The organism is Ruminococcus bovis (genome assembly GCF_005601135.1).
Taxonomy (GTDB): Bacteria; Bacillota; Clostridia; order Oscillospirales; family Acutalibacteraceae; genus Ruminococcoides; species Ruminococcoides bovis.
The window spans coordinates 1,719,978-1,732,228 of record NZ_CP039381.1; the positions used below are offsets into that span (position 1 = coordinate 1,719,978).

Consider the following 12,251-nt stretch of genomic DNA (forward strand, 5'->3'; position numbering starts at 1 on the left):
ATGAATAAAAAGGGTACAAGTTTATTTGAAAATGGGTTAATCTGGTTTGGTGCAGGTGTTTCATTAGCAGAAATTTTAACAGGAACATATTTTGCACCACTGGGTTTTCAAAAAGGCATTTGGGCAATTATTATCGGACATATCATTGGATGTTTAATGTTGTTCTTTGCAGGTTTAATCGGTGGTAAAGTAAGAAAAAGCTCAATGGAAACAGTTAAGCAGAGCTTTGGCTCAAAGGGTGGCTTACTTTTCTCAGTACTAAATGTTCTTCAGCTTGTTGGTTGGACAGCTATTATGATTTATGACGGAGCAATTTCTGCTACAAGTATTTTCAATACAGGCAGATGGGTATGGTGCTTAGTTATCGGTGCATTAATTGTGCTATGGATTTTAATTGGCATCAAGAATTTAGGTAAGGTAAATACAGTTGCTATGTCAGCACTGTTTATCCTAACAATTATTCTTTGCTTTGTTATTTTTAATGACGGTACATTTACTTCAACAATCAGTGACGAAATGACATTTGGTGCAGCAGTTGAACTTTCTGTTGCAATGCCACTATCTTGGCTACCACTAATCTCTGACTATACAAGAGAAGCTGAAAAGCCTGTTAAGGCTACAGCAGTAAGTGCTATTACATACGGTATCATCAGTTGTTGGATGTATGTAATCGGTATGAGTGCAGCTATCTTTACAGGTGAAAGTGATATTGCCCAGATTATGATTAAAGCAGGTCTTGGTATTGCAGGTCTACTAATCATTATCTTCTCAACAGTTACAACAACTTTCCTAGATGCTTATTCTGCCGGTATTTCAGCAGAGTCAATTTTCTCAAAGCTAAAGGGTAAGTATATGGCAGTTGCAGTTACCGTTATAGGTACAATTGGTGCAATTATTTTCCCAATGGATGATATTACAGATTTCCTATATTTAATCGGTTCAGTATTTGCACCTATGATTGCAATTCAAATTGCCGATTTCTTTATCCTAAAAGAAGATAGAAGTAATAAACAAGTTTCTATCGTTAACCTACTTGTATGGGTAGTTGGTTTTGTAGTTTATAGACTACTAATGCAGGTTGATATTATTGTAGGTAATACTCTACCGGATATGCTTATCACCCTAATTCTATGCGTAGTAGTTAACCTAATTGTAAATGCAGTAAAGAAGAAAAATTGATTTTAATTAGTGTTCTGAATTTTGATTTATAAGTGTGAATTATAACAAATTTTTGGCTCACAGAAGTAGGGGCTTCACTACAAAAGTTTTTTATTCAAAAACTTTTGCATAAGTTCACATTAGCAAATCAAACTTCGCCTATGGCTCGTTTTCTTTGATGTTCACTTAATTGTTCGCCCGTTAAAAATGTGATATTTATGGGATTATTGTCCTGTTTACAGATTATAAATTTATAATATCTACATAGGACATAATACTTTTATATAGGATAGTTTGTAACGGGACATCAATGATGTCCCCTACAGCTGTGAGTCATAGTTCCTTATGACCTTAGGTGATATATTCTTACTGTAAATTCATTTTTTGACACTATCAAAATGAAAAATAATAAATTTTCCCCTAGAATTCTAGGGGATTTTCTTTTATATGATTATTTCAAAAAGAAATTTTAAGATATAGTGTTGTTTTCACACAAAAATCTATCACATTTTACATAATTAATATTGAAAATTTAATAAAGTGATAATATAATAAAGGTATATAGAAAGGATGGTCAATATGGAAAAGATAAGATTTCTACAATGTTTGTCAAAGCAATATCCTACAATAGATAGTGCAGCAACAGAAATTATCAACTTACAGTCTATACTTAACTTGCCTAAAGGTACAGAACATTTTTTGTCTGATATTCACGGTGAATACAGAGCTTTTTCTCATGTTCTTCGCAATGGTTCAGGTGCAGTTATGAAGAAGATTGATGATGTATTTGGAGATACTCTATTTGAAGACCAAAAGGAAGATTTAGCATCTTTAATATATTACCCATCCGAAAAGTTAGATTATGTTAAGTCACAAGGTAAAGCTGATGACAGTTGGTATCGTACAACTTTATACAGATTGGTTTCTGTATGTCAGATAGTTTCTTCAAAATATACTCGTTCAAAGGTTAGAAAGGCTATGCCTGATAACTTTAGATATGTTATTGAGGAACTTATTACAGAGAAAAAGGAAGTCCTAAACAAGAAAGCCTACTATGACGAAATCATCAATACAATTATTGAAATCGGTTGTGCTGATGAATTTATCATTGAAATGTCTAACCTAATTCAGCAACTTGTAATTGACCATTTACATATTATCGGTGATATTTATGACAGAGGCTATGGCTCACACTTTGTAATGGATAGTTTGCTTAACTACCATAGTCTTGATATTCAATGGGGTAATCACGATGTATTGTGGATGGGTGCATCAGCAGGACAAACTGCTTGTATTGCAAACATTGTTCGTACAAGTATTTTGTATGATAACCTATCTGTACTTGAAAATGGTTACGGTATCAGTATGATGCCTCTTGTACTTTTTGCTATGGAGCAATATGCCGATGACCCTTGTGAGCAGTTTGCCATTAGATTTAGACACAATCAAGGTATGACTACCCAAACAAAACTTGCAATGAAAATGCAAAAAGCCATTACTGTTATTCAGTTTAAACTTGAGGGTCAGCTAATTGCAAAACACCCTGAATACAAGATGGATAACAGAAGATTACTGGATAAGATTGATATTAAAAAGGGAACTGTTTTGTTAGATGGTAAGGAATATGAAATTCTGGACAAAAATTTCCCTACTATTAATTTTGACAATCCTTATGAACTGACTAAGGAAGAACAATCTGTTATTGCGAAACTTAGAAATTCATTTATAAATTGTGGTAAGCTAAAGAAACATATTAAGCTACTACTTAATAAAGGTGGACTTTATCGAGTTTATAACAATAACATTCTTTTCCATGGTTGTGTGCCAATGAATGAGGACGGTACTTTTAGAAAGATAAATCTTTTTGGTGAAGATTTGTGTGGTAAGGCTCTTTATGATGAGATTGAGCGTTGTGCCAGAAAAGCTTTTTTCTCAGTAAATGAAGATGAGAGAAGAACCGGTAGGGATATTCTATGGTACTTGTGGAATGGTCCTGATTCTCCACTTTATGGTCGTGACAAAATGACCACATTTGAAAGATACTTTATTGAAGATGAATCAACCCATAAAGAAAAGAAAGATGTTTATTATAAACTAATTAATGATGATAAAGTGGTTGACAGTATTTTTGCCGAATTTGGAGCAAAAGGAGAAAATGCCCATATTATTAACGGTCATGTTCCTATTCATCATACTGAGGGAGAAAGTCCTGTTAAGTGTAACGGTAAAGTAATTTTGATAGATGGTGGGTTTAGTCAGCCTTATCATAAGGTAACAGGTATTGCCGGTTACACATTAATTTATAATTCCTATGGGTTAATGCTAACTGCCCATGAACCTTTTAAGTCTGTAGATGCTACAATTAGAAGTGGCAGAGATATGCAGACAAATCAGGTAGCAAAGGAAGTTAGCCAAAAGAGAATTCTTGTAGGTGATACCGATAACGGTAAAAGACTGAGAGAAAATATTAAAGACCTAAAGGAACTTATCAAAGCATATAGAGACGGTACAATTCGCCAAAATCAAAAGAACTAATGAAAGGTAGATTTTATGACCTTACAACAACTTAAATATGTTGTAGCAGTAGCAGATAAAGGCACTATCAGCAAAGCATCAAAGGAACTTTTTGTTTCTCAGCCTAGCCTTACAAATGCTATCAGAGAACTGGAAAAGGAAATGAATATTTCTATTTTTAATAGAACAAATAAGGGTACTGTTGTTTCACAAGAAGGTGAGAAATTCTTGCGTTATGCTCGTCAAGTGCTGGAACAAGCAAGTTTACTTGAAAGTGCTTTTAAGGGCAATGTAAAGCAGAAGAAAAGCTTTTGTGTGTCAACTCAGCACTATTCCTTTGCAGTAAATGCATTTGTTGATTTAATCAAAAAGTATGGGGAAGATGAGTATGATTTTTCCCTAAGAGAAACAGAAACTTATGAAGTTATTGATGATGTTGCCAAGATGAAAAGTGAATTGGGAATTGTATATCTTAATTCTTTTAACGAAAAAGCATTAGGAAAAATCTTTAAAAGTAATAACCTAAAGTTCACAGAATTATTTACTGCTAATCCTCATATTTTTGTCAGTACAAGTAACCCGTTAGCAAATAAAAAGTCAGTAAAAATGAAAGACTTAGCACCATATCCATACTTGTCATACGAACAAGGTGAGCATAATTCTTTCTACTATTCTGAAGAAATTTTCAGCACAGAAGAACGACTAAAGAATATTAGAGTAACCGATAGAGCAACTTTGTTTAATCTATTAATCGGTCTTAACGGTTATACAGTTTGTAGTGGTGTTATTGACAGTTCATTAAACGGTGAAAATATTGTCAGTATTCCTCTTGATAAAGAGGGCGTTATGCGTGTAGGTATCTTAACTCATAATGATATTATCCAAAGTGAAATGGCTCAGTATTATATTAATTCACTAAGTAAATATATTAATGTAGAATAAAGATATGAAATAACGGTTAGTTATAGTTTAAAGCTATAGCTAACCGTTATTTTTATGTATTTTACAACAATTATTTTACCTTGTATAATTGAAACATAAAATGAAATGCGAGGTAACTTAAATGAGTAATTTACATATTCCTTTTAGATATGATGTTGTAGGTAGTTTCCTAAGACCTGCAAAATTAAAAGAAGCAAGAGCAGATTTTGAACAAGGCAAAATTACTGCTGATGAACTAAAAGCAGTAGAAGATAAGGCTATTATCGACCTAGTAGAAAAGCAGAAAAAAGCCGGTCTAAAGGTTATCACAGACGGTGAATTCCGTAGAGCAACTTGGCACTTAGACTTTATGTGGGGCTTCAATGGTGTTGAACACAAGAAAACCGAAAAGGGCGTTCAGTTCCATGGTGAACCGGCACTAATTGACGATACATGGCTAAGTGACAAAATCACAGTAGACAACCACCCATTCGTAGAACACTATAAATTTGTTAAGGCTTTAGAAGATGAAAATACTGTTGCAAAACAGACTATCCCTGCACCGGCACAGTTCTTTCAGCAGATGATTATTCCGGCAAATATTGAAACAACAAGAAAGTTCTATCCAACAGATGAAGAACTAATTGAAGATATTGCAAAGGGCTATAGAAAGGTTATTAAAGACCTATATGATGCCGGTTGTAGAAATGTTCAGTTTGATGACTGTACATGGGGTGTGTTAGTAGCAGAGGGCAGTGTTGCTCGTTACGGTGAAGGTGCTGACTTTAAAGAAATCAGCGAAAAGCTACTAAAAGTAAACAACCTTGCTATTGAAGGTAAGCCTGAAGATATGGTTATTGCAACTCATGTTTGTAGAGGCAACTACCACTCAGCTTACTTTAGCAGTGGTGCTTATGACCCTGTAGCAGAACCACTATTCGGCAGAGAAAATGTTTCTGCTTATTATCTTGAATTTGATGATGAACGCTCAGGTTCATTTGAACCATTAAAGTATGTTTCAGGTGACAAGAAAGTTGTTCTTGGTCTTATTACTTCTAAGTCACCTAAGTTGGAGGACAAGAAGGTAGTAATTGACAGAATTAAGGAAGCATCAAAGTATGTTCCACTTGACAGATTATACCTAAGTCCACAGTGTGGTTTTGCATCATGTGAAATCGGTAACAAACTTACTGAAGAAGAACAGTGGGCAAAGATTGCTCTTGTTAAGGAAATTGCAGAAGAAGTTTGGGGCTAATCTAAATTTAAATAAATTAAGGTTCAGTACTGTGTGCTGAACCTTTTTGTATATATAAAGAATAATTATACATAAATTGTGATTTTACCTATTAATAAAAGTAAAAAGAATGTTAATACTTTCACAAGATTGTTAAAACTTCGTCAATATGCACAAAGTATTGTTAAAATATTATCAAAAACTGTATTCTTCTAAAGAATAATATTTGTTGACTTTGCATAATTATAATATATATCTTTTGTACAAACCTAAACAAACTTTAAATTTCCGTTGTGTTATTATACAAAAATATTTTTTAATCTTCTGTTATTATTACACTATACGCACAAAAAATAAAGCTGTATAATATAACCAAAGCAAAAGAGCTTTAGGTGTTAAAATCAAATTTGAAAGGATGAATTTTATGAAATTTGAGAAAGTTTTAGCTGAAAGAAAAGACAAAGTTATTTACAAAGACGGCGACAAGTGTATCAAAGTTTTTGATGAAAGTTATAAAAAATCAGATATTCTGAATGAAGCTCTTAATCAGGCTCGTGTAGAAGAAACCGGTCTTAACATACCAAAGATTCACGAAGTTACAAAGATTGACGGTAAGTGGGCAATCGTAACTGACTTTATTGAGGGCAAGACACTTGCTCAGTTAATGGAAGAAAACCCTGACAAGGAAGATGAATATCTAAATCAGTTTGTTGATATTCAACTTGAAGTTCTTGGCAAGAAAGCTCCTCTACTAACTAAGCTATGGGACAAAATGTCCAGAAAGATTGATGAAACTACTCTTGATGCAACAACAAGATTTGAACTTCAAGCCAGAGTTTCCGGTATGAAGCGTCATCACAAGGTTTGCCATGGTGATTTTAACCCAAGTAACATTATCATTACACCTGATGGTGTTCCATATGTACTTGACTGGTCACACGCAACTCAGGGTAATGCATCTGCTGATGCAGCAAGAACTTACCTAATCTTTACTTTAGCCGGTAACGAAGAACTAGCTAAGAAGTATCTAAAGCTATTTAGCAAGAAAGCTGATATTCCAATTCAGCTGGTACAAGAATGGATGCCTGTTGTTGCAGCATCTCAGTCAGTTAAGGGCAACCCTGAGGAGAGAGAGTTACTTCTATCTTGGGCAGATGTTGCTTCTTACGAATAATTAATAATAGTTAATAATCTATTTCCTTTTTATAAAATCTAACCTAAGTAAAGGGACTACCATTGGTAGTCCCTTTATGCTGCAATTATATGTAATTTCTATAATAGAATTATAAATCAATATCAAGTTCAACAGGACAATGGTCACTACCCATAATGTCTGTGTGAATTTTGCTATCAATTATTTTGTCTTTGATAGAGTCTGATGTGATAAAGTAGTCAATACGCCATCCTGCATTGTTCTTTCTGGCATTAAAACGATAACTCCACCAACTGTAAATTCCTTCCTTATCAGGATATAAGTAACGGAAAGAATCGGTAAAACCTGAATTAAGCAATGTGGTCATTTTCTCTCTTTCTTCATTAGAGAAACCGGCATTTTTTCTGTTTGTCTTAGGGTTCTTTAGGTCAATTTCATTGTGAGCAACATTAAGGTCGCCACAGAGAATAACAGGCTTTTTCTCGTTAAGACTCAGTAAATATTCTCTAAAATCATCTTCCCATTTCATTCGATAATCAAGTCTCTTTAACTCGTTTTGTGAGTTAGGAGTATAGCAAGTAACAAAGAAAAAGTCCTCATATTCAAGAGTGATTACTCTGCCCTCAGTGTTATGCTCATCAATTCCTATGCCATTAGTAACTGCTAATGGTTCTTTTTTTGTGAAAATTGCAGTGCCTGAGTAACCCTTTTTCTCAGCATAATTCCAGTATTGATAGTACCCATCAAGTGGTAAATCAATCTGTCCTTCTTGTAATTTTGTTTCTTGTAAGCAGAAAATATCTGCATCAAGCTCATTAAAAATATCAACAAAGCCTTTAGTAACACAGGCTCTTAGTCCATTAACATTCCATGAAACCATTTTCATAACAATCATTCCTTTCTATATAGAAAAAACTTTGGCAAGTAAAAACCAAAGTTTTTTATTTTATTAAGTTATTAGTACCTTTCTTTTTGCTTTTTGGTTTGTCAAAGAGAGGATTAACCTTTTTAATTTTAATCTGTAAAGACCTATCAATACTGGCTGATACACTAGGAAGTTGCACCTTGTTTTTGTCACTTCGAACAACAAGATTTTTGTCAATGCTAGGGAAAATCTTGATGATATGTGGCTTTTTGATTTCCTTAGTTTCTTTCTTTTCTTCCTTAGGTGGCAGTTCCTCTGTAGTATCATTAGATTTAGTTTCTTCAACTTGATTAATATTTTGAGAAATTTCCTTAGAAAGAATAGGTAGCTTAATCTTTACACCACAAGTGTATTTTTCTAAATTAGAAAAATACCACTTAGGTTGCAATGTACTGTCAATACTTCTATTAATATTGCCAATCTGTAAAATCGGCTCTACACTTCTTTTAATTTCTCTAAAAGAAAAAATATTGTGCTTTTTAAGAAAACTATTTTCTTTATGAGAATTAACATCACTTTCAATTTGTGCAATATCTTTGATTTTAATATTGTGCTGAATAGCAGTTTTTTCCGGAATACGAACATAAACTTCCGGTGGTACATCATATTCAGTAATAACCGGTTTAGGAGTTGCAACAGTTAGGTAGTATTTTTCATAGTCCTTTATAGTGGTTGTATTATTCTTTAAAGGAATTTCAGCCACTTCATCAACAGTAAAACCGGCATTGTTTAGTAAAAATTCTTCACTGCAACTTTTTTTGTTGCTACATTTGCTCAAGGTGATAACCTTTCCATCAGTAGCAACAAGCCTTTTAATTTCAGAAAGAATGTGAGTTCTCTTTTTGCCACTTTCCATTGTGTATAGTGGACCAAGTAGCAGAACAACATCAGCTTTATTCTTTGTAGGAATTTTCCTACTGTCGTTTATAAAGTTGTTGTAAGCAACAAATGGATTTTCGTGGTCAATATGCTCCAAATCTTTAGGGGATAGAGGAACAATTTTTCCTAAGTTATTCTCCTTAATCCATTTAGAAAAGTAGTCATAACCACACCTTAAATCCATAACCCTTGTATCTTTTGATAGATATTGGGATATTATATTTTGAATGTGACAATACTCGTTTTTGTCCATAAGTAAATATCCCCTTTCATCAAAATATACAATATCATTATAACAAAAGTATTGTTCATTAGCAAGACAAATAAACATATATACTTGCTTTATTTGTAAAATTGTTGTTAATTATTACTTGTTAAGTATGTTATAGCCTTTTTATTTAGTGTAGTAAGTGCATTTATAACCTAATAGAAAAGCCCGGAATTAATCCGGGCTAAAGGAAAAATATTGGGTATGATAGGAGTTATTTGTTGTTTATAACTTCACTTTTCTTTTGTTCAAACTCTTCCTGAGTAATTGAACCATTATCTAGCAATTTTTTATATGTAAGTAGTTTATCAGCATCACTTGTTTTTTTCTTTTGCACAGGTTGGTATTGAGTAGTTGTTGTTGTATTTTTAGCTTTACCAAACTCAAAATTACTTAACCATAAACCTGCAGATATAAAACCAATTAACAATAATAATCCTCTTACGAGATATGGAATGTCATAAGAATCATAATCAGAACTAAAGAATTTAATCAAATAAAATATAATAGAAATTAACATCACAACAGGCAAAATAAAAGTAAGTACTTTTGTGATATTAAGATTTTTATTTAGTGATGGGATAACATTAACAAGAATATCAACAAATAGTACTATTGATGCCAAACAAATAAAAATAATATCCATACGACCTAATTTAAATAACTTAATAACATTCACTAATAAAATAAGACTTGCTATTAAATTTAAACCAGAACTAGCTAAAAGAATTTTATTTTTCTTATTTGTGAATAACATAATTGCTAAAATTCCAAATGTAATTGAAACAATTATTTCCATTATATGATTAAATTTATAATCAAAAGTATAAAGGGAACTCCATGTAAGAGTGCTTGATAAGTCAGTTGGGTTTGCATATGAAGTATTAATAATAGAATAAAAGGACATAAAATTCATAATACCAAACACCAGAAAACAGATTGCAGAAATAATGGAAAAGACTCTTTTAATATTTAATTCTTTCATAATAATCACCTTAAATCAACTTTAGCAGTTGTTCTTTCTTTGCGTTAAATTCTTCCTCAGTTAAAACACCTTGGTCAAAAAGCTTTTTATATTTACTCAGTTCATCAGCAACCGATTCACTTTCACTCTTTGTTTCAACAGGAACATAAGGTATATAACCATTTGGATAAGGCATTTTAGGTGCATTTTTATCCTCAATAAATTGAACATGGATAAGTGCCACAATAAACAAGAACCAACCATATAGCCACCAAACACCAAAGCTGTAACCCTTTTTCTTAGCTATATTAGCCGGTATCAAAGCAAGTAATGCACTTATTATTAATGAAACAATTGAAGCAATTATATAAATTACAATTATATCATTACTTTCAAAACTCGTATAACTCATAACATTTAGATGCATAAAAATTACCTCTTATTTGTAAAAATAATATTTTGTGAAGCTCCATTGACTAAATTATATCACCATACTACACATATTGCAATACATAATGTAATACAAAATGTAGCACAACTTTTTTGTGCAAATTGCATACAATAGTATTATAAGATGTAATACAAGAGTGTATTTAATATGAGAAAGTTTAAAATTCCACAAATGCCCCAAACCACAACCAAAAGTATTAGATTTCCTAATGATGTAATTGAAGAAGTTGAAGAAGCACTTATCGGTACAGATTGTACCTTTTCTGCATTTGTTGTTGAAGCAGTAAAAGTTGCACTTGAAAATTTAAAAGAAGATGATGAGGAAAATAATCAGGCATAAATTACATAGAATTTCCTTATATATAGCTAAAACTACTCTCGTTATTATTTGAGAGTAGTTTTTCTTTTAAGGAATTATAATTTCAGATTATATTAAAATAGCACTTACATTTTCAGTAAGTGCTATAAATTTACTTTCGATTTCTCTTTGAAAAAATACAACCACAATAATTTTGCCTATAAAGTTCAAACTCTTTTGAAAGTTCAATACTTCTTTTGTAGCCTTCTTTTTTCTTAAAGTCAGTACATAGGTACTGTGATTTACATTTAATATTTTTGCCTATTTCGTTTATTAAATGAGCATTCTTTAATGGACTTAAAGTTAATGTAGTAGCAAAATAATCAGCACCGATTTGCTCAGCAACTTTACCTGTGTAATTAAGTCTAAGTGCAAAACAGATTGCACATCTTTTGCCTCTTTCAGGTTCGTTTTCAAAACCTTGTACTGCATCATAAAAGTCCTGAGGGTTGTAGTCACCATCAATAAACTTTACTTCATACTTAGTTTTCATTTTAGAGATTAACTTTTTCTGTTCATCTCTTCTTTTTAAGTATTCTGACTTTTCACCAATATTAGGGTTAAAGTACAGTACAGTAATCTTAAAGTAGTTTGATAGATATTCTATGCAATAGCTACTGCAAGGTGCACAACAAGAATGTAAAAGTAGGGTAGGCACTTCACCCTTACTTTGATGATAGGCAATAAGCCTATCCAACTTTTTCTGATAATTTATTTTCATAGTGAAAACTTCTCCAAAAATTCATCTGCATTGTCAATAACAACATCAGCACCGGCTTCTTCAAGCTCTTTTCTGCCTCTAAAGCCCCAGCTAACACCACAACACTTTACACCGGCATTCTGTGCAGTATAACAGTCAACATTACTGTCACCAACATAGATACATTCTTCTTTTTTAATATTAAGTTCTTTTAACATTGCATAAAGTGCATCAGGACTAGGTTTAATGTCAAATTCAGGCTTTTTACCCCAAGCAAAAGCAAATTTATGATTAGGGAAAATCTTTGCCAAAATTTTTGCAACAAATTCATCAGGTTTGTTAGAAAGTACAGCTGTCTTAATGCCCTTTTCTTCAAGGTCATTGAGTAACTTTTCTGTACCTTCATATGGTGCAGTTTTGTCTATTGAATGAGCATTGTAATAATAGTCAAAGCCACCCTTTACAATGTCAAAAATCTTTTCATCAGTTTCAGGTGACATTGCTCTCTTTACTAGGTTTACAACACCACTACCTACCAACTGCTTGTAATCTTCAACAGGATAAGTCTTTAGTCCTGCCTTTTCAAGTCCGTAGTTAGTAGCATTTGCAAGGTCCTCAAGTGTATTTGCTAAAGTTCCGTCTAAATCAAAAACAACTAGTTTATACATAATATCCACCTTCTATATATTATTCTACTTACATTATACACCACATTATTTATATGTCA

12 protein-coding genes are annotated in these 12,251 nt (G+C 32.4%); 6 read left to right on the plus strand and 6 right to left on the minus strand.

Features of this window, described 5'->3' with window-relative positions:
• From cytX to E5Z56_RS08085, 5 genes are all read left to right on the plus strand, one after another.
• Nucleotides 1-1,179, plus strand: coding sequence for a putative hydroxymethylpyrimidine transporter CytX (gene cytX / locus E5Z56_RS08065; RefSeq protein ID WP_138157349.1), 1,179 nt, complete (start codon nucleotides 1-3; stop codon nucleotides 1,177-1,179).
• A gap of 549 nt (nucleotides 1,180-1,728) precedes the next feature.
• Complete coding sequence (locus tag E5Z56_RS08070) at nucleotides 1,729-3,693, plus strand: fructose-1,6-bisphosphatase (protein WP_138157350.1); 1,965 nt, start codon at nucleotides 1,729-1,731, stop codon at nucleotides 3,691-3,693.
• A 15-nt stretch (nucleotides 3,694-3,708) separates the two neighbouring features.
• Complete coding sequence (locus E5Z56_RS08075) at nucleotides 3,709-4,614, plus strand: LysR family transcriptional regulator (protein ID WP_138157351.1); 906 nt, start codon at nucleotides 3,709-3,711, stop codon at nucleotides 4,612-4,614.
• A 121-nt stretch (nucleotides 4,615-4,735) separates the two neighbouring features.
• On the plus strand, nucleotides 4,736-5,848 hold the full coding sequence (locus E5Z56_RS08080) for a 5-methyltetrahydropteroyltriglutamate--homocysteine S-methyltransferase (RefSeq protein ID WP_138157352.1): 1,113 nt from the start codon (nucleotides 4,736-4,738) through the stop codon (nucleotides 5,846-5,848).
• A gap of 403 nt (nucleotides 5,849-6,251) precedes the next feature.
• Nucleotides 6,252-7,001, plus strand: coding sequence for a phosphotransferase (locus E5Z56_RS08085; protein WP_138157353.1), 750 nt, complete (start codon nucleotides 6,252-6,254; stop codon nucleotides 6,999-7,001).
• A 109-nt stretch (nucleotides 7,002-7,110) separates the two neighbouring features.
• On the opposite strand, the gene E5Z56_RS08090 is transcribed toward E5Z56_RS08085, so the two are convergent.
• The 4 genes from E5Z56_RS08090 to E5Z56_RS08105 all read right to left on the minus strand — a co-directional run bounded on the left by E5Z56_RS08090 (nucleotide 7,111) and on the right by E5Z56_RS08105 (nucleotide 10,443).
• Complete coding sequence (locus E5Z56_RS08090; RefSeq protein WP_138157354.1) at nucleotides 7,111-7,866, minus strand: exodeoxyribonuclease III; 756 nt, start codon at nucleotides 7,864-7,866, stop codon at nucleotides 7,111-7,113.
• Between the two features lie 55 nt (nucleotides 7,867-7,921).
• Entirely contained in the window at nucleotides 7,922-9,037 is a 1,116-nt protein-coding gene (locus E5Z56_RS08095; protein WP_138157355.1) for a hypothetical protein, read from the minus strand.
• A gap of 229 nt (nucleotides 9,038-9,266) precedes the next feature.
• Nucleotides 9,267-10,037, minus strand: coding sequence for an SHOCT domain-containing protein (locus E5Z56_RS08100; protein ID WP_138157356.1), 771 nt, complete (start codon nucleotides 10,035-10,037; stop codon nucleotides 9,267-9,269).
• Between the two features lie 10 nt (nucleotides 10,038-10,047).
• A complete protein-coding gene (locus tag E5Z56_RS08105; RefSeq protein WP_138157357.1) occupies nucleotides 10,048-10,443 on the minus strand; it encodes an SHOCT domain-containing protein in 396 nt (131 codons plus the stop codon).
• 171 nt (nucleotides 10,444-10,614) lie between these two features.
• On the opposite strand from E5Z56_RS08105, the gene E5Z56_RS08110 reads away from it, so the two are divergent.
• Nucleotides 10,615-10,806 carry a YlcI/YnfO family protein gene (locus E5Z56_RS08110; RefSeq protein ID WP_138157358.1) on the plus strand — a complete coding sequence of 64 codons (192 nt, stop codon included), beginning with the start codon at nucleotides 10,615-10,617 and terminating at the stop codon, nucleotides 10,804-10,806.
• A 130-nt stretch (nucleotides 10,807-10,936) separates the two neighbouring features.
• Here the strand turns inward: E5Z56_RS08110 and E5Z56_RS08115 are convergent, their stop codons facing one another.
• Nucleotides 10,937-11,545 (minus strand): epoxyqueuosine reductase QueH, encoded by a 609-nt coding sequence (locus E5Z56_RS08115; protein WP_138157359.1) that lies wholly within the window; start codon nucleotides 11,543-11,545, stop codon nucleotides 10,937-10,939.
• Nucleotides 11,542-12,192, minus strand: coding sequence for an HAD family hydrolase (locus tag E5Z56_RS08120; protein WP_138157360.1), 651 nt, complete (start codon nucleotides 12,190-12,192; stop codon nucleotides 11,542-11,544). Before E5Z56_RS08120 ends, E5Z56_RS08115 begins: the two co-directional genes overlap by 4 nt.
• Nucleotides 12,193-12,251: the final 59 nt, after the last annotated feature.

Coding starts and splice junctions, on each gene's coding strand:
- E5Z56_RS08095 (WP_138157355.1), bottom strand. CDS start 9,037: ATGGACAAAAACGAGTATTGTCACATTCAAAATATAATATCCCAATAT.
- E5Z56_RS08075 (WP_138157351.1), top strand. CDS start 3,709: ATGACCTTACAACAACTTAAATATGTTGTAGCAGTAGCAGATAAAGGC.
- E5Z56_RS08100 (WP_138157356.1), bottom strand. CDS start 10,037: ATGAAAGAATTAAATATTAAAAGAGTCTTTTCCATTATTTCTGCAATC.
- E5Z56_RS08115 (WP_138157359.1), bottom strand. CDS start 11,545: ATGAAAATAAATTATCAGAAAAAGTTGGATAGGCTTATTGCCTATCAT.
- E5Z56_RS08110 (WP_138157358.1), top strand. CDS start 10,615: ATGAGAAAGTTTAAAATTCCACAAATGCCCCAAACCACAACCAAAAGT.
- E5Z56_RS08090 (WP_138157354.1), bottom strand. CDS start 7,866: ATGAAAATGGTTTCATGGAATGTTAATGGACTAAGAGCCTGTGTTACT.
- E5Z56_RS08085 (WP_138157353.1), top strand. CDS start 6,252: ATGAAATTTGAGAAAGTTTTAGCTGAAAGAAAAGACAAAGTTATTTAC.
- E5Z56_RS08080 (WP_138157352.1), top strand. CDS start 4,736: ATGAGTAATTTACATATTCCTTTTAGATATGATGTTGTAGGTAGTTTC.
- E5Z56_RS08070 (WP_138157350.1), top strand. CDS start 1,729: ATGGTCAATATGGAAAAGATAAGATTTCTACAATGTTTGTCAAAGCAA.
- E5Z56_RS08105 (WP_138157357.1), bottom strand. CDS start 10,443: ATGCATCTAAATGTTATGAGTTATACGAGTTTTGAAAGTAATGATATA.
- E5Z56_RS08120 (WP_138157360.1), bottom strand. CDS start 12,192: ATGTATAAACTAGTTGTTTTTGATTTAGACGGAACTTTAGCAAATACA.
- cytX (WP_138157349.1), top strand. CDS start 1: ATGAATAAAAAGGGTACAAGTTTATTTGAAAATGGGTTAATCTGGTTT.